The 19,561-nt window shown below is 66.9% G+C and carries 19 protein-coding genes; 9 read left to right on the top strand and 10 right to left on the bottom strand.

Annotation, left to right across the window (positions count from 1 at the left end; translation table 11 throughout):
• Together B1964_RS16740 and B1964_RS16735 are read right to left on the bottom strand one after the other, a co-directional pair.
• On the bottom strand, positions 1-667 hold a 667-nt coding region (locus tag B1964_RS16740; protein ID WP_139765765.1), incomplete at its 3' end, for a 2Fe-2S iron-sulfur cluster-binding protein.
• A gap of 136 nt (positions 668-803) precedes the next feature.
• Positions 804-2,441 (bottom strand): aromatic/alkene/methane monooxygenase hydroxylase/oxygenase subunit alpha, encoded by a 1,638-nt coding sequence (locus tag B1964_RS16735; RefSeq protein WP_006370700.1) that lies wholly within the window; start codon positions 2,439-2,441, stop codon positions 804-806.
• A 286-nt stretch (positions 2,442-2,727) separates the two neighbouring features.
• Here B1964_RS16735 and B1964_RS16730 point away from each other — a divergent pair, with 286 nt between their 5' ends.
• Positions 2,728-3,642 (top strand): hypothetical protein, encoded by a 915-nt coding sequence (locus tag B1964_RS16730; protein WP_079930575.1) that lies wholly within the window; start codon positions 2,728-2,730, stop codon positions 3,640-3,642.
• Positions 3,643-3,749: 107 nt separating this feature from the next.
• On the opposite strand, the gene B1964_RS16725 is transcribed toward B1964_RS16730, so the two are convergent.
• The 5 genes from B1964_RS16725 to B1964_RS16705 all read right to left on the bottom strand — a co-directional run bounded on the left by B1964_RS16725 (position 3,750) and on the right by B1964_RS16705 (position 8,695).
• Positions 3,750-4,955: a serine hydrolase domain-containing protein gene (locus B1964_RS16725; RefSeq protein ID WP_079930574.1), complete on the bottom strand. Its 1,206-nt coding sequence runs from the start codon at positions 4,953-4,955 to the stop codon at positions 3,750-3,752.
• A gap of 5 nt (positions 4,956-4,960) precedes the next feature.
• A complete protein-coding gene (locus tag B1964_RS16720) occupies positions 4,961-6,148 on the bottom strand; it encodes an aminotransferase class I/II-fold pyridoxal phosphate-dependent enzyme (RefSeq protein WP_079930573.1) in 1,188 nt (395 codons plus the stop codon).
• 83 nt (positions 6,149-6,231) lie between these two features.
• Entirely contained in the window at positions 6,232-7,062 is an 831-nt protein-coding gene (locus B1964_RS16715; RefSeq protein WP_079930572.1) for an aldo/keto reductase, read from the bottom strand.
• Positions 7,063-7,123: 61 nt separating this feature from the next.
• The gene (locus B1964_RS16710; RefSeq protein WP_079930571.1) at positions 7,124-8,125 is read right to left on the bottom strand and encodes a zinc-binding dehydrogenase; all 1,002 of its coding nucleotides are present in this window, start codon (positions 8,123-8,125) and stop codon (positions 7,124-7,126) included.
• Between the two features lie 96 nt (positions 8,126-8,221).
• Positions 8,222-8,695 carry an NUDIX domain-containing protein gene (locus tag B1964_RS16705; RefSeq protein WP_079930579.1) on the bottom strand — a complete coding sequence of 158 codons (474 nt, stop codon included), beginning with the start codon at positions 8,693-8,695 and terminating at the stop codon, positions 8,222-8,224.
• Positions 8,696-8,878: 183 nt separating this feature from the next.
• On the opposite strand from B1964_RS16705, the gene B1964_RS16700 reads away from it, so the two are divergent.
• From B1964_RS16700 to B1964_RS16690, 3 genes are all read left to right on the top strand, one after another.
• Positions 8,879-9,424, top strand: a complete 546-nt coding sequence (locus B1964_RS16700) for a hypothetical protein (RefSeq protein WP_014360856.1) — start codon at positions 8,879-8,881, stop codon at positions 9,422-9,424.
• Positions 9,425-9,486: 62 nt separating this feature from the next.
• Positions 9,487-9,720: a hypothetical protein gene (locus tag B1964_RS16695; protein ID WP_014360855.1), complete on the top strand. Its 234-nt coding sequence runs from the start codon at positions 9,487-9,489 to the stop codon at positions 9,718-9,720.
• Between the two features lie 96 nt (positions 9,721-9,816).
• Entirely contained in the window at positions 9,817-10,674 is an 858-nt protein-coding gene (locus B1964_RS16690; protein WP_079930570.1) for a ParA family protein, read from the top strand.
• A gap of 29 nt (positions 10,675-10,703) precedes the next feature.
• Here B1964_RS16690 and B1964_RS16685 read toward each other — a convergent pair whose 3' ends face one another.
• A complete protein-coding gene (locus B1964_RS16685; protein ID WP_079930569.1) occupies positions 10,704-11,447 on the bottom strand; it encodes an SDR family NAD(P)-dependent oxidoreductase in 744 nt (247 codons plus the stop codon).
• Between the two features lie 103 nt (positions 11,448-11,550).
• On the opposite strand from B1964_RS16685, the gene B1964_RS16680 reads away from it, so the two are divergent.
• On the top strand, positions 11,551-12,402 hold the full coding sequence (locus B1964_RS16680) for a helix-turn-helix transcriptional regulator (RefSeq protein WP_079930568.1): 852 nt from the start codon (positions 11,551-11,553) through the stop codon (positions 12,400-12,402).
• A gap of 33 nt (positions 12,403-12,435) precedes the next feature.
• Here the strand turns inward: B1964_RS16680 and B1964_RS16675 are convergent, their stop codons facing one another.
• Positions 12,436-12,912: a MarR family transcriptional regulator gene (locus B1964_RS16675; RefSeq protein WP_079930567.1), complete on the bottom strand. Its 477-nt coding sequence runs from the start codon at positions 12,910-12,912 to the stop codon at positions 12,436-12,438.
• 225 nt (positions 12,913-13,137) lie between these two features.
• On the opposite strand from B1964_RS16675, the gene B1964_RS16670 reads away from it, so the two are divergent.
• The 3 genes from B1964_RS16670 to B1964_RS16660 all read left to right on the top strand — a co-directional run bounded on the left by B1964_RS16670 (position 13,138) and on the right by B1964_RS16660 (position 16,621).
• A complete protein-coding gene (locus B1964_RS16670) occupies positions 13,138-13,818 on the top strand; it encodes an NAD(P)H-binding protein (protein WP_079930566.1) in 681 nt (226 codons plus the stop codon).
• Between the two features lie 15 nt (positions 13,819-13,833).
• Positions 13,834-15,204: an FAD-binding oxidoreductase gene (locus B1964_RS16665; protein WP_079930565.1), complete on the top strand. Its 1,371-nt coding sequence runs from the start codon at positions 13,834-13,836 to the stop codon at positions 15,202-15,204.
• A 91-nt stretch (positions 15,205-15,295) separates the two neighbouring features.
• Positions 15,296-16,621 (top strand): MFS transporter, encoded by a 1,326-nt coding sequence (locus tag B1964_RS16660; RefSeq protein ID WP_172398871.1) that lies wholly within the window; start codon positions 15,296-15,298, stop codon positions 16,619-16,621.
• A 13-nt stretch (positions 16,622-16,634) separates the two neighbouring features.
• Here B1964_RS16660 and B1964_RS16655 read toward each other — a convergent pair whose 3' ends face one another.
• A complete protein-coding gene (locus tag B1964_RS16655) occupies positions 16,635-17,249 on the bottom strand; it encodes a cysteine hydrolase (protein ID WP_006368674.1) in 615 nt (204 codons plus the stop codon).
• A gap of 132 nt (positions 17,250-17,381) precedes the next feature.
• Between B1964_RS16655 and malQ the strand changes: the two genes are divergently transcribed.
• Positions 17,382-19,547, top strand: a complete 2,166-nt coding sequence (gene malQ / locus B1964_RS16650; RefSeq protein ID WP_079930563.1) for a 4-alpha-glucanotransferase — start codon at positions 17,382-17,384, stop codon at positions 19,545-19,547.
• The last annotated feature ends 14 nt before the right edge of the window (positions 19,548-19,561 follow it).

Here is a 19,561-nt window from a genome sequence, read left to right as displayed (position 1 = left end):
CCACCCCCGCGCCGCCGCCGATTGCCACGATCGGCAGGACGTGCCCGTTGCGCAGGGTGCACGACCCGTACGGACCGTTCAGCTTGATCTCCTGACCCACCGACAGGCCGTCGGTGAGCATGCCGGCGAACAGTCCACCGGGATACTTCTTGATCAGGAACTCGAGCCGATCCGGGGTGGCCGGGGTGGTGGCGATCGAGAACGACCGCTTGTCCTCGGTGCCCGGGATGAACAGGTCGAAATACTGTCCCGACTTGAACTCCACGGACTCCGGTTCGACGACATCGAGTTTCAGGGACACGATGTCGGGGGTCATCGGTTCGATGGCAGCGACTTTCGTGGTGACATCCTGGATGGGTGCACCGCCGAGGAGTTCGTCCTCGTCGAAGTTGAGGAGCTCGATCTCGCAGTCGCTGTAAGCGTATGTGCGACAGAGGAGTACGTAACCCTCGGCCTCTTCGGCGTCATTGCAGGCGAAGGTGGAGTAGTCGTCCATCTGGACGTCGCCCTCGAGCATGTACGACTTGCAGGCCGAACAACGGCCCTCGCGGCAGCCGTGCATGAGGTGGATTCCCTGTCGGAATGCGGCGTCGAGGATGGTTTCGTCCTCGCCGACCTCCATCTCGATGTCGACGGGTTCGAAGCTGATCTTGTGGGTGTCGGCCATGAAGTCTCCTGGGGCGCAAGGCGGTGTGCGGGTGTGGCCGGAACGGCCAGGGCGCATCGAGGTCACGCGTGCGGTGGTGGGCCTCGATACGCCCTCGCCAGGGGCTCCCGGCGTTTCCGGATCAGGGCGTCACGGATCAGACCGTGACGGCCCCGTTCTTATTGGCCATGTAGGCGGCGATGTGAGCTTCACGCTCGTCATCGCTCATTTCGTTGAGCGCCACGTTGGGGCTGCCGAACGGGATGCCGCGCACATCGTCGAGCGTCCACATCTTCTTGGGGTCGAGATCCAGATGCGGTTGCGGGATCAGGGTCTTGCCGTCATCGCGGACGTAGCCGAGATCGGTGATGATGTCGGCGAGATCCTTGCCGTGATGCAGCGTCTCCCATTCGCGGAAACCGGTGAGGCGCCCCATGTTCGGGGTCGGTCGACCCTCGTACTCCGGGCGGAACGCCACCTTGTCGGTCCAGGCGCAGGTCTCCGAGCAGTAGGTGCGCCACTGGCCGTCGACCTTGTCGGTGACCATGTCCTCGCGGATGAGGCACGGCACCATACAGGTCCAGCAGCGGTGCGGGTACTCGTAGTCGACGTCCTCGAAGGCGATCGGCTTGTTCTTGCCGGGGTAGGCCAGACGGTTGTAGTTCTCCCACCACTTGCCGAACTTGTTGTACCAGCCGGGGTACTTCTCCTCGAACCACTCGAAGTCGGTGTCGGTCATGGCGTCGATCCGCCAGTAGTTGACCGGCCAGCCGGTGGCGAAGAAGCGGGCGACCTCGTGCACGTAGTGCTTGTCGACGATGCGGTTCCAGGCCTCCTCGACGAGATCGTGCGGGATGGTCAACCCGTACTTCTCCAGGGGCAGAAGGTAACTGCGGTAGTAGTCGTCGTAGATCCACCGACGCCACATCTCGGCGTAGGACTCCCGGTCCTTGCGGCGGTCCTTGGTGCCGTACTCGATGAAGGTACCGATCGCGGCGTCGACGACGCAGTGGTTGTTCCACCATGCGTAGCGCAGATCCCGTTCGAGCAGCGGACGATTGCGCTCGTCGGCCAGGGCCATCAGCAGGATGGAGTAGCCGTTGGAGATGTGCCGGGACTCATCGGACTGCACCGAGTGGAAGACCGTCGGCAGCAGGTAGTCGCCGTTGGCCGCGGCCTCGTCGGGCATCGCCACGAACAAGGTGTTGGTGAATGCCGTCTCGGCGACCACCGTCAGGTAGATGTTCGCGGCGGTGATGGCGTCACCGGTGATGAATCCCTCGCCGAACTGCCGGCCGATCGTGCCCGCGTAGTTGTTGGCGAAGGCCTTTTCGGTGATGTCGAAGCCGGCCGGGTCGATGTAGTTGTTCATGTACAGCTTCTTGAGGTTCATCTGGATCGTCGAATGACGAACCTCGTCGATCATCTGTACCGCGAGACCGTTGTGGATCTCCGGGTTGGGGACGGCGTCGATGGCCATCGGCATCGCGCGGGCCGCCGAGATCTCGGGGAACGGGATGATCGACAAGAACAGCTTCTGCCATTCGAGCCAGCGTTCCTGGACCTGACGGAACATGTTGCCGCGGATCGCGCCGTCCATGGCGCCGTAGACGCGGTTGTCCTTCTCCTCTTCCATCGGGAAGTACGACCGCATGATCTGCTTGAGCGGATCCTTTTTTGGTGCCTTCTCGAACGTGTAGTCGGTTCCGAACCGGGTTGCCGGGGTGGCGAAGGTGGGCTCCCACGACAGCTCGGTGATCTTCGCATGGGCCTTGGTCAAGCTCTGCCTGCTCAATGTGCGCCTCCTGTAGAAGAGCCGACGCGGTGTCGGCCTGCGGGCTGAAGCGCTACCGATACAACCGCGTGACGCGTCTCACACCCGTCTCACTGTGAGACTGGCCACATATCCGCTGGTGTGGATCGGCGGTTGTGGTGGACCTGGAACAGGCTGACCAGCGCGGATGTGTGTCGACTTCGCCTTTGCGTGTCCTGCAGGGCGCACAAACCCGAAGTCGACACACATCCGCGGCAGATCTGACGTCGGGCGGAACTGCGGCAAGGCGTGCCGCGTCCAACTCGGCATGATGACCTTTCCCGCCGATACCCACGGCCTCATCCATCGAGCGTCGGTGATCGCGGTCGGACTGACCGACGAGGATCTCGCCCGAGCGGTGCGCACCAAGCAGATCGTGCGGATCGTCCGCGGGGTCTACGCCGAGGCGGTGCGCCGGGAGCCCGAGGAACTGCACCGACTGACCGCGATCGCAACGGTGCTCACTGGGACCTCCGACGCGCCGTTGAGTCACCAGAGCGCGGCCGCGGTCCACGGCCTCGCCATGCTCGAACCCAACTTCCGTCGCGTACACCGCACCGCGCCGACGGGCTTTCGGACCACGACGCTGCACTGTCACGTCGGCGAAGTGTCCGAGGCGCACACCGTCGTGATCGACGGCGTGTCGGTGACCTCGCTCGAACGGACCGCCGTCGATGTCGCTTGCGGCGCCGACGGTTTCGCGAGGGCACTGGCCGTCTTCGACGCCGCGCTCCGGCGGGGTGCCGATCGTGAGGTGATGGCCATGATGCTGGCCGGTTCTCGTCGCGGGGTCGGGCGGGCCCGGCATGCACTGCGCTTCGCCGACGGAAATGCCGAGAGCCCGGGGGAGTCGTGGAGTCGCGCCCAACTGATCGAAGCCGGGCTGCGTCCGGCTCGGCTGCAGCATGAGTTCTACGACAAGCACGGCATCTTCGTCGCCCGGACCGATTTCGACTGGGACGGTCTGCTCGTCGGGGAGTTCGACGGCAAGGTCAAGTACCAGAAGCTACTGAGGCCCGGAGAGGACGTCACCGAGGTCGTGCTGCGCGAGAAGGCACGCGAAGACGCGCTCCGCGCGATGGGCATCATGGTGATCCGCTGGGTCTGGGACGATCTCCGGCGCGGCACCGTGGTCGCCAAGGTGCGTCACTGGCTGGTTCACCTCGCGCTGATGGCGGCCTGACCGGCGGTGAATGTGTGTCGACTTCGGGTTTGTGTGTCCTGCAGGACACACAAACCCGAAGTCGACACAGGTCTGCGCCGGTCGTCGGGGTCTGCGTCGTCGGCGTTTCAGTCGTCGAGCGCTCGGTACACCGCGGCCTCGAAATCCAAAGCCGCACTCATCGCCGTCGGGTCCGCGAACGGGAAGAGCTGGGTCCCCCAGGCGCCGGCGATCCCGCTCGACGGATCGATCCAGAAGTACACGTTCGCCAGTCCGGCCCACCCGTAGGAGCCGCCGCGGCGCCCGGTGGGGGCGTCGGTCTCGTTGGTCATCGCGAGAAGATTCCAGCCCTTGGCGATGCCGGGGAAGAATTCCGCGTCGCGGGTGCGTCGCGGATCGACGCCGGGCAGTGCGGTGACCTGCAGGTCACCGAGCTGATCGGCGGTGGCCGCGGCGACCGTCTCCGGTCGCAGGAGTTGCTCGCCGTGCTCGGTGCGCCCGCCGCGCAGCCACAGCCGCAGGAACCGAAGGACGTCGGGGATCGTGGAGTAGAGGCCCTGCCCGCCCATGTCGACCGGTGGTGCATCCGGCGCCGTCGGGGCGCGCAGCGCCTTGAGGGAGCCGTCGGGCAGACGGGCGTGCAGTGCGGCGGCGCGGGCCAGTGCGGCACCGTCGCGCGCAAAGGCGGTGTCGGACATGCCCAGTGGCGTCAACAACCGCTGCGTCATCGTGTCGCCGAGGCGGTGGCCGGTGATGCCCTCGATCACCAATCCGACCCAGTCGAGGTTGGTTCCGTACTCCCAGCGGGTGCCGGGATCGAACATCAGCGTCGTCCCCAAGGATTCGACGGTGCCGGTGGCCACGTCGGGCAGATCCTGGGCCCGGGCCACCCGGGTGAAGTCCGCGTCGAAGAAGGCGTAGGCGAAACCCGCTGTGTGGGTGAGGAGTTGCCGGGTGGTCGGGATGCTTGCCGGTTCCCGCAGGCGTGGCGTGCCGTCGTCGTCGAATCCGTCGAGCACGGTGAGTCCGGCCAGACGGGGCTCGTACTCGGCAGCGGGGGCGTCGAGGTCGAGGACGCCGTCGTCGACGAGTTGCAGCGCGACGGTTGCGGTGAGCGACTTGGTGACCGAGTAGAGGGCGAGTACCGAGTCGGTGGCGATCGGGCCGACGGAACCGAGGTGGACGGTCTGCTCGGCGGTGCTCACCCCGGTGACGACGCCGGGCAGGGCCGAGGTGTCGGTGGAACGCAACCAGTCGTCGGCAGCGCGGGCGATGCGGTCGGTCGCGGCGTCCGGTGCGGCGTGTGGTGCGGAGTGTGGTGTGGGTGTCGCCATGGCGACTACCCTGCCAGGTCGCCGACGAAGCGCTCCAACCGCTCGAGTGCGTCGGTGAGATCGGCGGTCGAGGCCGCATACGACAGCCGGATGTGGTCGTCGGCGGTGGCGACGCCGAAATCCTTGCCCGGGGTGAGCGCGACGTGCGCCTCGAGCAGGGCACGGTCGCAGAACTCCGCCGACCCCAGGCCCGTCGGCGAGACGTCGATGTAGACGTAGAACGCGCCGTCCGGCGGGACCGGGACGGGTAGGCCGATGCGCTCGAGGCCGTCGAGGACGAGGCGACGGCGATTGACGAACTCCCGTCGACGATCCTCGGCGACACCGAGCGACTCCGGGGTGAAACAGCTCAATGCCGCGTGCTGCGCCGGGGCCGGCGGGCTGACGTAGTAGTTCTGCGCGAGCCGCTCGACGACGTCGACGAGGCCGTCGGGCAGGATCGCCCACCCCAGCCGCCATCCGGTCATGCCGAAGTACTTGGAGAAACTGTTGATGACGACGGTCGACGCCGTTGCGGTCGGGTCGGTGAGCACACTGCGCGGCGGATGGCCGTCGGCGTCGGGATCGGCGAGGCCCAGGTAGATTTCGTCGACGATGCTCCACCCACCGCGATCGCCGACCTCGCGACACAGCCGACGCAGGTCGTCGTGGGGGATCGAGGTGCCCGTCGGATTCGACGGCGAGGCCACGATCACCCCGCGTGTCTCCTCGTGCCAAGACCGTGTGACGAGGTCCGGTGTCAGTTGGTAATACGTCTCCGGTGTCGTGGGAATCAACGACACCCGCGCTCCGAAGCTCTCGGCGAACTGCCGATTGCACGGATAGGACGGGTCGCCGATGAGCACCCCGTCGCCGTCGTCGATCAGCGCAGCGCAGGTCAGCAGCAGCGCCGCCGAGGCGCCGGTGGTGACGGCGACCCGACGAGGATCGACCTCGGCGCGAAAGTGCGTCGCGTAGAACCCGGCGATCGCCTCGCGCAGCTCGACGGTGCCGAGGGCCTCGGTGTAGGCCATCGGCCGGCCGTCGGCGGCGTCGCGGGCTGCGGCGAGGAACTGCGGGGGCGGGCCGAAATCCGGTTCGCCGATGTTGAGTCGGATGACCCTGTGCCCGGCCGCCTCCACGGCCGCGGCCTTCTTGGCGAACTCCATCGCGTAGAAGGGTGCCACCCGGTGCGCGCGCCGCGAGATGTGCATGGACACATTCTGCTCACGGCGCGCGCCGGAGGGGTCGGTGGGTGGGCCGGTCAGGTCAAAGTTGGGTCAGGACACGGGGTCGGTCAGGGAACGTAATTGAACGTGTCGGGATCGGGTCCGCGCCGCTTGTCCTTGTTGAGGCCGTCGACGGCAGCCATGTCCTCGGAGGACAGATCGAAGTCGAAGAGTGCGAAGTTCTCCTCGACCCGCGAGCGCGTCACCGACTTGGGGAAGACGATGTCGCCGCGCTGAATGTGCCAGCGCAACACCACCTGTGCCACCGTGCGGCCCTTATCCTCGGCGATCTTCTTCAGCACCGGATCATCGAGGACGTCGCCCTGCGCAATCGGCGACCATGCCTCGGTGGCGATGTTGTGATCGGAATTGAAGGCGCGCAACGGGTTCTGGGTCAGGTAGGGGTGTACTTCGATTTGGTTGGCCGCGGGCACGACCTCGGTCTCGGCGAACAGGCGCTCGAGGTGATGCTTCTGGAAATTGGAGACACCGATCGCGCGGGCCTTGCCGTCGGCGTAGATCTTCTCCATGGCCTTCCAGGTCTCGACGAAATCGCCGACCTCGGGCAGCGGCCAATGGATCAGATACAGGTCGACGTGCTCGACACCGAGCCGTTCCAGGGACTTGTCGGTGGCCTCGAGGGCGTCGTCGAAGGCGTGAAAGCTGTTGTTGAGCTTGGTGGTGATGAAGACCTCGTCGCGCGGTATGCCCGACTTGCGTACTGCCTCACCGACTTCGGCTTCGTTCCCGTACATCTGCGCGGTGTCGATGTGACGATAGCCCACCTCGAGGGCCGAGAGGGTGGCCTCGACGGTGTCCTCGGGCTTGATCTGGAAGACACCGAAACCGAGCTGAGGAATCTCGACGCCATTGTTGAGTGTGATGGAAGGGACTGTCATGGAACACCTTTCACTGTGATGGTGGAGTGTGGACCCGCCGGGTGCGTACGAGGGGAATGCCTCACGGGAGGAGGACGAACTTGCCCCGGGGGTGGCGCCCGGACAGGTCGGCCAACGCGTGACCGGCCCTGTCCAGAGGGTACGTCGCGGCGACCTCGGTCACCAGGGATCCGTCGGCGGCCGAGGCGATCAGCGGTTCGATCGCCTCGGCCCTGTGGCGATTGCTGGCGGCGCTCGGCCCGGCAATCACCACGATTCCTTCCGCTGCGCGTCCGAAGGCGGCGATGCTCACGATGCGTGAACGATCGACGACAAGTTCCAGCGAGACGTCGATCGCCTCGTCCGTGCCGACCGTGTCGACGGCTGCGGTGACCGCGCCGGGTGCGCCCTCACGGATGCGCTCGATCAGCCCATCGCCGTAGGTGACCGGGATCGCCCCGAGTCCGCGCAGATATGCGTGATTGGTCTGCGCGGCGGTGGCGATGACCGTCGCCCCGGCCTTCACCGCGAGCTGGACGGCGACGACACCGACCGCACCCGCGCCGCCGTGCACAACGACGACGTCGCCGCCGGCGATCTGTGCGGTGGCGACGGCATCAGCGGCCGTCACGCCCGCCAGCAACAGGCCGGCGGCGCGCTGCACGTCGAGGCTTTCGGGTCGGCGATGGAGCCGGTCGGTGCCGACCACGACGTGGTCGGCGTACGCGCCGGGGACCGGATAGCCGATAACCGGATCGCCGACGGCGAAATCGTTGGTGCCTGGTCCGACGGCTCGGACGGTGCCCGAGAGTTCGTTGCCGATCGGTCGCGGTAACGCGGACTCGTCGGTGCCCATGACACCCCGGACGATCTTCGCGTCGATCGGATTCACCCCGATCGCCTCGACCGCCACCACGACCTGCCCCGGATCGGGGACCGGCAACTCGGCCTTGACGACTTCGAGGGCCTCGACCGGGTCGCCGTACCGCACGGCGACGACCTGACGGGCGGTCACCGCAGCGGAGTCGATGTCGAGGGTGTTGTCGTTGGTGTCTGGGGTGTTGGTGTTCGGGGAATCGGCCATGTTCGGTTCAAGGACACCCGGGCCGCGCGATATTCCGACGGTGACGTTGACCTCAGGGACATTGACCTCAGGACATTGACCTCAGCGAGATCGACCTCAGCGATGGAACCAGGCGCGTTCGTCGCCGTCGAGCGCGCGGGCCACACGGTGGCGGGTGGTCTCCGCGAGCGGCTCCGGCAGATCGTCGGGGGAAAACCAGGCCACCGCGAGGTTCTCGTCGTCGCCGACGCGTGGTTCGCCGTCGACGTGCCGCGCGAGGAAGCACACGTCGAGATACTGCGTCTGGTCCCCGTTCGGATAGGTGATCATCGGTGTCACGTCGATACTCGTCAGACGGTCGACGACCGCGGTGATCCCGGTTTCCTCGGCGATCTCCCGAACGATCGCGTGCGCGGGTTCTTCGCCGGGCTCGAGGACCCCCGAGACCACTGCCCACTCCTCGGTGTCGGCTCGGTGGGTCAGCAACACGCGGCCGGAGTCGTCGACCACGACCCCGCTGACCCCCGACAGCCACAGCGGGGCATGTCCGACGTGCGCACGAAGATCACGGATGAATTCGGGGATCGGCATGATGACGATCTTGCCTTCCGCATCCGCGCACCGCCGGGCGCGCGGGCGCGCCGCGCCAGCGCCGGTGACCGTGTTCACATTCCCGCTGGTGAGGCGACCGCCGTCGACGGTTCGCACTCGCGTTCGAGTTATTGTCGGTGGCCGATGCTTCACTGGGCCCATCCCGACGCAGAGGAGGCCACGGTGTTCGACCCACACACCCCCGATTTCGATGCTCCCGACCCCAACACACCCGACCCCAACACACCCGATCTCGTCACGCCCGAAACAGGCGAACCCGATCCGGTCCTGGCCTGGACGGCGATGCGTGACTGGCTCGCCGACTCGGTGGCGGGCATCCCCGCCGGCGGCGTCCTCGACCTCGGTCCCGCCGAGTACGACGACTCCGACGATGCCGGCGACGTGCCGTGTGCTCAGATCCTGGTACTGCGTGACCAAACCTTCATGGTCAGGCTCTCGACGACAGTGATGACCATCCCGGCGGTTGCCGGATACGCGGTACCGCGCGCGATGCTCGACCGCTGGAACTACGAGGATCGGTTCCGTGATTGCACGCACGGATATCTGCTCACCCGTTCACGCGGCTGCGTCGCGGACGTGTGCGTCGCCTGGTTTCGGGACCGCCGTGCGATCAGTGGTCCCGCAGTCCTGGGTTGCCACTACACCACCGGTGACCCCGACCCCCGGGCCCGCGCCGCAGGGCGCGGCTCGGATGGGGGAGACCCCTGATCTTTCCCCCAGAAACCGTGCTGACCAGTGAATTCGGCCGACGGACGGCGCATGGTGGAGTCATGAACACCACAACAGACGCCACCACCACCCACGACGGCAGCGCACGCCGCAACGGCCCGAACTTCTGGAAGGTCCTGGGCATCATCGCGATCGTCCTCATCGCACTGGCGATGCTCGGACCAATCCTCAAGGGACTGTTCTGGATCGGTCTGATCGGCCTGGCCGTCTACGGTGCGATCATGCTGTTCCGGGCCTCCCGCAGCAAGGGCGGACCCACGTCGTCCGGCTTCTGATCCCGGAGAGGGGGAGCCGGAGCAGACCAGCCGACGCAGACTCGCAGAGAAAGCGTCGACCTGCGACGATGACCCCACTGCGGTTACCCTCCCCTCATGCCGAGGGTGATCGCCACCATCAGTCTGAAGGGCGGGGTGGGCAAGACGACGGTGACCGCCGGGGTCGCCGAATTCTTGTCCGCCGTATTCGGCAAACGGGTGCTCCTGATCGATCTGGACGCCCAGACCAGCCTGACGACGGTCATGATCGGCCCCGAGCGTTGGCTCGAACTCAACGATCGGGGCCGGACCCTTGCCACGCTGTTCTCCGACGCCCTCGACGGGACCGCGTATTTCGATCGTGAGGCCGTGCTACAGCGTGGGGTGTCGTCGGTGGCGGAGGTCACCGGTGTGGACCTGCTACCGGCATCGCTGGACCTGATCGAGCTCGCCGAGGAGTTGAGTGCGCGGCGGGTACTGGCCGACGACCACGCCGCCGCCGTGGAGATCCTGCGCCGCGCCATCGCACCCGTCGCCGACGACTACGACTTCGTCCTGATCGACTGCCCACCCACCATGGGACCCTTCACCCTCAACGGACTCGCCTGCGCCGACGGCTTCCTCATCCCGACCATCCCGGACGTGTTGTCCACCTACGCCATTCCGCATGTCCAGCGGCACGTCGCCGACTTTGCCGAAGAGATCGGACGCGACATCCGCGAGCTCGGAGTCGTCATCAGCAAGTACCGGCCGTCGTCGGTGTTGCACCAGGACACGGTCAAGCGGCTGCGACGTGACACCACTATCCAGAACGTGCTGCCCGCCTACATCCACGAGGGCAACGTCGTCGGCGCGGCCGCCGCGTTCGAGCCGTGGCCGACGCTGCGCGCCAAGTACGGCCATCATGGCCACTACGAGCAGTTCGAGGCACTCACGCGTGCGGTCATGACCGAAGCGTTGGTCAAACTCCCCTGACCGCGGGCACTCGCCGGCGGACACATCGATCAGCTCAGCTGGGCCAGTTGCTCGATGAGCTCACGACGCGTGCCCTGCGCCTCCGAATGGCGCAGCGGCTTGACCCGTTCGACGAGGATCTCATCGGTCGCGTCGGGCAGCAGGCTCAGCACCTCGTCGAGGAATTCCTCGAGCGGCATCGCCCACTCGGCCTGCGCCTGTCCGGGCATGAGGTCGGTTTGTACGGCCGGAGGGACCAGCTCCAGGACGTCGATCCCCTTGGGCGCCAACTGCACTCGCAACGAGTCGGTGAATGAGTGAATCGCCGCCTTGGAGGCGCTGTAGGTCGCGGTGGCGACCATCGGGGTGAAGGCGAGTCCCGAGGAGACGGTGATGATGGTGGCGTCGGGACGGCCGGAGAGGAATTCGGTGAACGCGGCGACCAGTCGCAACGGTCCCAGGATGTTGGTTGTCACCACGGCCTCCGCGGTGTCGAGGAAACCGCTTGTGGTCAAGTCTTCCGGGCGCATGATCCCGGCCATTGCGATGAGCACGTTGGTCTCGGGAAAACGTTGCTGCACTTCGGTGCTCACCCGGGTGATGTCGTCGGCATCGGCGGTGTCGATGCGGACGGTGTGGATGCCGGGGTGGGCCGTGGCGATCTCGTCCAGCAGCGCCGTACGGCGTCCACCGATGATCACGGTGTTGCCGAGCTCGTGCAGGCGCAGTGCCAACCCCAGGCCGATGCCCGAGGTCGCGCCGGGGATGAAGACGGTGTTGTCGGTGAGTTTCATGGATGCCACTTCACCATCGGTGTGCCCCTGCCCGCCAGGGCCTACCCATCCACGGATCGGTGATCCCTGGATCGTGCCGGCCGGCCGGAGTAGGTGTGGACAGATGATCACCAGCCTCGGAACCACCATCGACCGAGCCGGACTCGCACAGTTCCTGCGTTCCCGGCGCGATGCGCTGCAATCGGCCGACGTCGGGCTGCCCGCCGGAGTCCGCCGACGCACCCGCGGGCTGCGTCGCGAGGAGTTGGCGCAGTTGGCCGGGATGTCGACCGACTACTACAGCCGGCTCGAACAGCAGCGTGGGCCGCATCCGTCGGCGCAGATGATCGCCGCGATCGCCCAGGCGCTGCACCTGCGGCTCGACGAACGCGACCACCTGTTCCGGCTGGCCGGTCTGAATCCACCGGATCGGATGGCGCACGACGATCACGTCGGACCCGGCATGATGCGGATCGTCGACCGGCTCGCCGACACCCCGGCGATGGTCGTCAACAGTGCGGGAGAAACGTTGTGGCAGAACGCGTTGTGCGTGGCGCTCATCGGTGACGACAGTGTTCACACCGGGTATCGCCGCAGCATCACCTACCGGTGGTTCACCGATGAGGCGACACGCGCACGGTTTCCCGAGGCCGATCACGACCATCACGCGCGAGCGCACACCGCGCGCCTGCGGACAGCGGTGACGATGCAGGGCCCGCGGTCGCGTGCGGCGCAGGTGGCCGACGAATTATGTTCGCAGAGTCCGCAGTTCGCCGAATTGTGGGACGAGCACGACGTCGGCACCCGACTCGCCGACGACGTCAAGCGTCTCCTGCATCCCGACCTCGGCCTGATCGAGGTGAATTGTCAGACGCTCCTCGACCCGGACCGCGCGCACGCCCTGCTGGTGTACACCGCGATACCCGGAAGCGAAAGCCACGAGAAACTGTCGATGCTCTCGGCGGTCACGATCTGAGGTCATCGGGGTGCGACCCCGTGCTCATCGAGATCAGGTGGGCTCGTCGTCGGCCAGAGCTGCGGCGAGGGCCACCACGCCCTCGGTCAGATGTGAGCGCATCTGCGGGTCAAGGCGTTCCATGGCCGCACCGAGGATCTGGGCCCTCGCCGAGCGTGCTTGGTTGATGTGTTCGGTGCCCGCGATGGTCGCGACGAGCTGTCGTGCGCGCCCGTCGTCGGGGTCGGGCGCGCGCTCGACGAAGCCCTGCTGTTCCAGGGAGGCTACGATGCGCGACATCGTCGGCATCGTCACCGACTCCCGGTCGGCGAGTTCGGACAGACGCAGCGGACCGTGATTGATGATCGTCCACAGCGCCGAGGCCACACCCGCGCTGAGCACGCCCTGGCCGCCGGTGCGCAGTGATCGCGTGATCCGAACCAGGTGGTGATAGAGAACCGCGACGTCAGAGGTGTCGGGCGTGGCGGTGGCCTCGACAGCGGTCGTGGTGTCCGGTGCGGTCGTCGACATCGGAACGCTCCTTCCGGGAGGTACGCCGCCGAATATAGTTTCCTGGTGCTAAGTAAGCGAACAGTAAAGCTGGGATGCTCTGATGTGTACTTCGGGCGTGCTCGGTTTCACAGCGGGGAATTCTCGCCGTCGACGTGCGCTTACGGTGGAGTAGGGCGGGATGGCGACGAACCGCACCCGACCGCCCAAGACGAATCAGAACCCAACACGAAAACGAGGTGCACTGTGGCACGAGTGATCATCATCGGGGGACACGGGAAGATCGCGCTGCGACTGGCGCGGCTGCTCACCGCACGAGGTGACGCGGTCAGCTCGGTGATCCGCAACCAGGCGCAGAGTGACGACATCATCGCGACCGGCGCCACGCCCGTCGTCGCCGATGTGGAGCACCTCGACACCGGGGCCATCGCCGAGGTGCTCGCCGGAGCCGACGTCGTCGTGTGGTCGGCAGGTGCGGGTGGCGGCAACCCCGAGCGCACCTTCGCGGTCGACCGCGATGCCGCGATCCGCTCCATCGACGCCGCAGCGGCGGCCGGCGTGCCGCGCTACGTCATGGTCTCGTACTACGGTGCCGGACCCGATCACGGTGTCCCCGAAGATGATTCGTTCTACGCCTATGCCGAGGCCAAGGCTGCGGCCGACGCCCATCTCACGAGCACCGATCTGGCCTGGACGATTCTCGGGCCGAGCCGACTCAGCGACGACCCGGGCTCCGGTCGCATCGAGGTCGGGGGATCGGACACCTCCGCCGGGTCCGGAACATCAGAGAGCGCGACATCCAAGAGCGAGGTCAGTCGCGACAACGTCGCCGCGGTCGCCGCGGCGGTGATCGCCGATCCGGCCACCGCGAAGCGGGTCATCGAGTTCAACGACGGTGACGTGCCGATCGAGAAGGCGCTGGCCTGAGCGAGACGCACTGACATGAGCGGTTTCGAGCCGGCTCTGGCGGAGATCGTCGGTGAGCGCAACGTGCTCACCGACGATGACGCCATGGCCGGATATCTCGTCGACTGGATGGGTCGCTATACCGGCATCGCCGACGCGGTGGTCCGGCCGCGCACCGTCGACGAGGTGGCTGCTGTGATGAAAGTGGCTGCCGCTGCGAAGATTCAGGTCTGTATTCAAGGGGGCAACACCGGCCTCGTCGGCGGGTCGGTGCCACCGGCGACCGCGGATGGGCGCCGACGCATCGTTCTCAGCACCGCGCGGATGACCGATCTCGACGAGGTCGACCCGATCGGACGATGCGTGGGCGCGCAGGCCGGAGCGACGATCGCCGCCATCGACGCACACGCCGCGGTCCACGGACTGATGTTCCCGGTCGACCTCGCCTCCCGGGACAGCGCCACCGCAGGCGGTGTCGTCGCCACCAACGCCGGTGGCATCCGCATGATCCGACACGGCAACACCCGCGCGGCGATCTGTGGCATCGAGGCCGTCCGCGCCGATGGCGACGTCCTGCGACGCTGGTCGCCGCTCGTGAAAGACAATGTGGGATATGACATCCCGGGTCTGCTCGCGGGTAGTGAGGGCACCCTGGCCATCATCACCCGAGTGCTGTTCCGGTTGGTCGGCCCGCCGGTCGCCACCGTTGTCGTCGTAGCCGCACTCGAGCGGGTGGCCGATGCGCTCACCCTGATCGGGCGGGCCCGCGAGGCAGGTCTGGTGATCGAGGCCGCCGAGTTCATGACCCGCGAGGGTGTCGACCTCGTTACCGAACACGGCAGCCGACGTCCGGTCTCCACCCCCGCTCCCTACCATCTTCTGCTCGAGGTCTCCGGGGCCGGTGACACCGAGACAGCCGTCGTCGACCTCCTCGACGACGCCGAGGGCATCGTCGACGCCGTGCTCGAACCCGGTCCCGCGCGGGCGCTGTGGGAGATCCGGGAGAGTCACACCGAGGCCATCGCGCGTGCCACCACGACCCCGGTCGTCAAACTCGACGTGTCGTTCCCGATCCGGTCCCTTCCGCACGCCATTGCCGAATTACAGGACCTGCCTAATCATCTCGACGTCGCCTGCCGCCCCATCCTGTTCGGGCACATCGGCGACGGCAACATCCACGTGAATCTCCTCGATGTGCCGGTCGAGGCGACCGACGCCGTGACCGACGCCGTCTTCGGGATCGTCGCCCGGCTGGGCGGCAGCATCAGCGCCGAACACGGGATCGGCCGGGCAAAGACGGCGTGGATCCGACTCGGTCGTTCGCCGACCGACCTGGCCACGATGCGCGCCATCAAGGACGCCCTCGATCCGCAGAGTCTGCTCAATCCCGGAGTGCTCTTCGGCTGAGTCGAGCCGCGCCGCACGGCCACGCCACATTACGATCACGGTGATCGTGACCCTGGTCGTGCCCAGAACGCATCCCTACGGTGGAGCACTTGTGAGTTCCACCCTGACCGACATCACCGACGTTCCCGCCGAGGACGACGCCGCACGGCGGCGCCGGCTACGCACGGTCGTCGCCGCGAGCCTGCTCGGTACCACCATCGAGTGGTACGACTTCTTCCTCTACGCGACCGCCGCAAGCCTGGTGTTCTCCAAGGTCTTCTTTCCCGACCAGAGCAGCTTCGTCGGAACGTTGTTGTCGTTCGCGACCTTTGCCGTCGGCTTCGTCGTGCGCCCGATCGGTGGCGTCGTGTTCGGACACATCGGCGACCGCATCGGCCGCAAACGCACCCTCGCGGTGACGATGGTCCTGATGGGCGCGGCGACGGCACTGATGGGCGTCCTGCCGACCGCCGCGCAGATCGGGTTCCTCGCCCCGGTACTGCTGCTGTGCCTGCGAATCCTGCAGGGATTCGCCCTCGGCGGCGAATGGGCCGGCGCGGTGCTGCTCGCCGTCGAACACAGCCCCGCGCGGCGTCGTGGTCTGTTCGGGTCGATCCCGCAGATCGGCCTTGCGCTCGGGCTCGCCCTGGGCACCGGTGTCTTCGCGATACTCCAGGTGGCCTTCGACGATCACGACTTCCTGGTCTACGGATGGCGGATCGCGTTCCTGCTGAGCATCGTGCTGGTTGTCATCGGATTCGTGGTGCGGCTGAAGGTCTCGGAGACCCCGGCCTTCCGTGAGGTCGCCGAGCTCGAGCAGAAGTCGAGTGCCCCGCTGCGCGACGTCGTCCTCCCGCCCAACACCCGCAACACCGTCCTCGGTCTGCTCGCGCGCTGGGGTGAGGGATCGGCGTTCAACACCTGGGGGGTGTTCGCGATCGCCTACGCCACCGGCAGTCTGGGCCTACCTCGCGTGCCGGTCTTGGTATCGGTCACCATCGCGGCTCTGGTGATGGCGGTGGGCCTGCCGATGTCGGGGGTGCTGACCGACCGCTACGGGCCGCGACGCATCTACCTGATCGGCATGATCGCCTACGCGGTCGCGGTCTATCCGGTCTTCGCACTGTTCGGCACCGAGAACCTGGTGTGGTTCACCGTCGGACTCGTGATCGTCTTCGGTGTGGTCCACGCACTGTTCTACGGCGCCCAGGGCACCTTGTTCGCCTCGCTCTACCCGACGCCGGTGCGTTACACCGGACTCTCGGTCGTCTACCAGTTCTCCGGCATCTATGCCTCGGGTCTGACACCGCTGATCCTGACCGCACTCATCGGTGCCGGTGGCGGCTCGCCGTGGTGGGCGGCGGGTTACCTGGTGGCGACCGGACTGATCAGCGTGGCCGCGACGGCGGCGATCCGGCAGCGCGACCTGCACCTCTGAGGAGTCGGGCGGCTCACAGCGCCGCACGCACGTCGGCGGACTCGACCGGATGCGAGAACATGGGGTAGTCGAAGGAGATCGCGTTGTCGTGTTCGGCGACCGAGGTCGCCGCGGTGCAGTCGGTGAGCGTGATCACCCGGTATCCGTTCTCGTACGCCGAACGCATCGTCGATTCCACACAGCAGTTGGTGAGGAATCCGGCGAGGATCACCGTCTCGATTCCCTTGCTGCGCAAGATGAAATCGATGTTGGTCGAGGCGAAGGTGTCGAGTCCGCGCTTGCCCTCGATGAGGATGTCGCCGTCGGCGGGTGCCAATTCGTCGACGATCTGCGCACCCCACGTGCCCTTCACGAAGGCGTTGCCGTCGACGACGCCCTTGAGGATCCCGTACGGGTGTCGGGTGAGTTCGCCGTAGCCGGGAGCGAAGGTGATCGGGGCATGCATGATCGTCACCCCGGCCTCGCGGGCAGCCTGCACCAGCGAGGTGGTGTTGGTGAGCATGTCGGTCTTGTCCATCACCTCGGCGACCGCATCATGCAGCACACCGCCGTCGGAGGTGAACTCGTTCTGGAACTCGATGAGGACGAGAGCGGTGGTGGCGGGATCGAGGGTGAGCGTGTCGGACATGGGGATTCCTCACTCGGGGCGGTACAGATGCAGGCGAACTCACCGGGTGAGCTACGCCACACTTGATTCAAGTCCTCGGCGGCGTCCTCGGCAACCCGAGCGCCACGACCCCGACGATGAGACGATGCAGTCGTGACCGATTCGGTAGGGCAACGACTGGCCGAGCTGGCGCGCCGCACCGGTGTGGCGACCAGCTATGTGGGATGGGACTCCGCCGAACACGAGGTGAGTGCGGTGACCCTGCGCGCGGTGCTGGGGGCGATGGGTATCGCCGCCGACACCGACGCCGAGATCGACGCCGCCCTCGTCGACGCCGAGATCGCCGACTGGCGCGCGTTGGTCCCGCCGGTCACCGTGGTCACCGAGGGCGACGCCGCGGTGTTCTGGGTCCATGTGCCCCACGGCAATCCCGTGGAGGTCGAGGTCACCACCGAAGCCGGAGACCTGGTGCGCCCGGTACAACTCGACGTGTGGTGGGAACCGCGCCCCGTCGACGGCGTGCTCACCGGACGCGCGAGTTTCGCAGTCCCGGAAGGACTCTCGCCGGGATATCACACGATCTCGGTCACCGACGAGATCAGCGGGAGCACGGCGACGGCGCCGTTGATCGTGACGCCCCGGCGACTGAGAACCGCCGACGCCCTGCGCGGTGAGCAGCGCTGGGGGACGGCGCTGCAGCTGTATTCGGTGCGCTCCGCACGGTCATGGGGAGTCGGTGACTTCGCCGACCTCGCCGAGATCGCCGCCGAGACGGCCAGCACCTACGGCGCCGACTTCGTCCAAGTGAACCCGCTGCACGCCGCGCAGCCGGTGCCCCCGATCGAGAACTCGCCGTATCTGCCGGCGACCCGCCGATTCGTCAATCCCCTCTACATCGCGATCACCGACATCGCGGAGTACGTCAATCTGCCCAAGGCCGACCGCAAACGTGTCGACAAACTCGCCAAGAGTTTTGTCGCCGACGACGTCTCGACGAAGAAGATCAAGCGCAACAAGGCCTTCCGTGCAAAGCTGACCGCGCTGGAGCTGCTGCACGCGGTTCCGCTGCGAGCGGCGCGTGCCGCAGCGTACCGGCAGTTCCGTCGTCGTGAGGGCGCCGGCCTGCGTGATTTCGCCACCTGGTGCGCGCTGGTCGAGGAATACGGGCGGGACAGTCCGGCGTGGTCCGACAAACTCGGTGATCCGGTCTTCGTCGAGACCGAGCGCCGACGGCTGGCCGGACGCATCGAGTTCCACACGTGGCTGCAATGGATCTGCGACGAACAACTCGCCCGGGCCCAGCACGCCGCACTGGCGGCGGGAATGCGTATCGGCATCATCGCCGACCTCGCCGTCGGAGTGGGTCGCGACAGCGCCGACGTGTGGTCCCTCGGCGAGGTCCTCGCCACCGGTGCGACGGTCGGCGCACCGCCGGACGGCTTCAATCAGCAAGGCCAGAACTGGAATCAGCCACCGTGGCATCCGCGACGACTCGCCGAGTCGGGATATGCGGCCTATCGCGACATGCTGCGCACCGTGCTGCGCCACGCCGGTGGTCTGCGCGTCGACCACATCCTCGGTCTGTTCCGGCTGTGGTGGATTCCCGAGGGACGATCCGCGGCCGAGGGCACCTACGTCCGCTACGACCACGACGCGTTGATCGGGATCCTCGCGCTGGAGGCACAACGCGCCGGGGCCGTCGTCATCGGCGAAGACCTCGGCGTGTTCGAGAAGACGGTGCAGGACACGCTGGCCGCGCGCGGCATCCTCGGCTGCTCGATCCTGTGGTTCGAGCACGGTGAGTACGCGCCCATTCCGCCCGAAGAGTACCGGGAGTTGTGTCTGACCTCGGTCACCACCCACGATCTGCCACCGACGGTCGGCTATCTCGCCGGCGACCACATCACCCTGCGGGCCGAACTCGGACTGCTCACCGAGAGCGAGGACGACGACCGGGCCCGCGAGGAACGCGACCGCGACGCGATCCTCGCGCTGGCGATCGAGCGTGGCCTGTGGTCACCGGACATCCCGCTGACCGATCCACGGACGATCAACGCTCTCTACCAACTCATCGCGGCGAGCCCGTCACTGCTGTTGGGGGTGGCGCTGGTGGACGCGGTCGGGGAACGGCGCATCCAGAACCAGCCCGGCACCGACGGCGATCAATATCCCAACTGGTGTATCCCCCTCGCCGACGACGAGCTGCGTCCGGTGCTCGTCGAGGACCTGCCGTCGAACGCGCGGTTCGCCTCGCTGGTGGCCGCGCTCGAGGACGCGGGCGTCGGGGGAGGGTCTCGCGAGGACGATTCCCTCTGGTGACGACTTCCTTCGAT

The sequence above is a fragment of the Gordonia sp. i37 genome, assembly GCF_002043085.1.
Classification (GTDB): Bacteria; Actinomycetota; Actinomycetes; order Mycobacteriales; family Mycobacteriaceae; genus Gordonia; species Gordonia polyisoprenivorans.
This window is presented reverse-complemented; position numbering and strand designations above follow the sequence as displayed.

Excerpts from the sequence above, each read along its gene's own strand:
- B1964_RS16710 (WP_079930571.1), bottom strand. The coding sequence starts at position 8,125 with ATGGCCGATTCCCCGAACACCAACACCCCAGACACCAACGACAACACC.
- B1964_RS16695 (WP_014360855.1), top strand. The coding sequence starts at position 9,487 with ATGAACACCACAACAGACGCCACCACCACCCACGACGGCAGCGCACGC.
- B1964_RS16725 (WP_079930574.1), bottom strand. The coding sequence starts at position 4,955 with ATGGCGACACCCACACCACACTCCGCACCACACGCCGCACCGGACGCC.
- B1964_RS16675 (WP_079930567.1), bottom strand. The coding sequence starts at position 12,912 with ATGTCGACGACCGCACCGGACACCACGACCGCTGTCGAGGCCACCGCC.
- B1964_RS16705 (WP_079930579.1), bottom strand. The coding sequence starts at position 8,695 with ATGCCGATCCCCGAATTCATCCGTGATCTTCGTGCGCACGTCGGACAT.
- B1964_RS16665 (WP_079930565.1), top strand. The coding sequence starts at position 13,834 with ATGAGCGGTTTCGAGCCGGCTCTGGCGGAGATCGTCGGTGAGCGCAAC.
- B1964_RS16685 (WP_079930569.1), bottom strand. The coding sequence starts at position 11,447 with ATGAAACTCACCGACAACACCGTCTTCATCCCCGGCGCGACCTCGGGC.
- B1964_RS16715 (WP_079930572.1), bottom strand. The coding sequence starts at position 7,062 with ATGACAGTCCCTTCCATCACACTCAACAATGGCGTCGAGATTCCTCAG.
- B1964_RS16730 (WP_079930575.1), top strand. The coding sequence starts at position 2,728 with ATGATGACCTTTCCCGCCGATACCCACGGCCTCATCCATCGAGCGTCG.
- B1964_RS16680 (WP_079930568.1), top strand. The coding sequence starts at position 11,551 with ATGATCACCAGCCTCGGAACCACCATCGACCGAGCCGGACTCGCACAG.
- B1964_RS16690 (WP_079930570.1), top strand. The coding sequence starts at position 9,817 with ATGCCGAGGGTGATCGCCACCATCAGTCTGAAGGGCGGGGTGGGCAAG.
- B1964_RS16655 (WP_006368674.1), bottom strand. The coding sequence starts at position 17,249 with ATGTCCGACACGCTCACCCTCGATCCCGCCACCACCGCTCTCGTCCTC.
- B1964_RS16720 (WP_079930573.1), bottom strand. The coding sequence starts at position 6,148 with ATGCACATCTCGCGGCGCGCGCACCGGGTGGCACCCTTCTACGCGATG.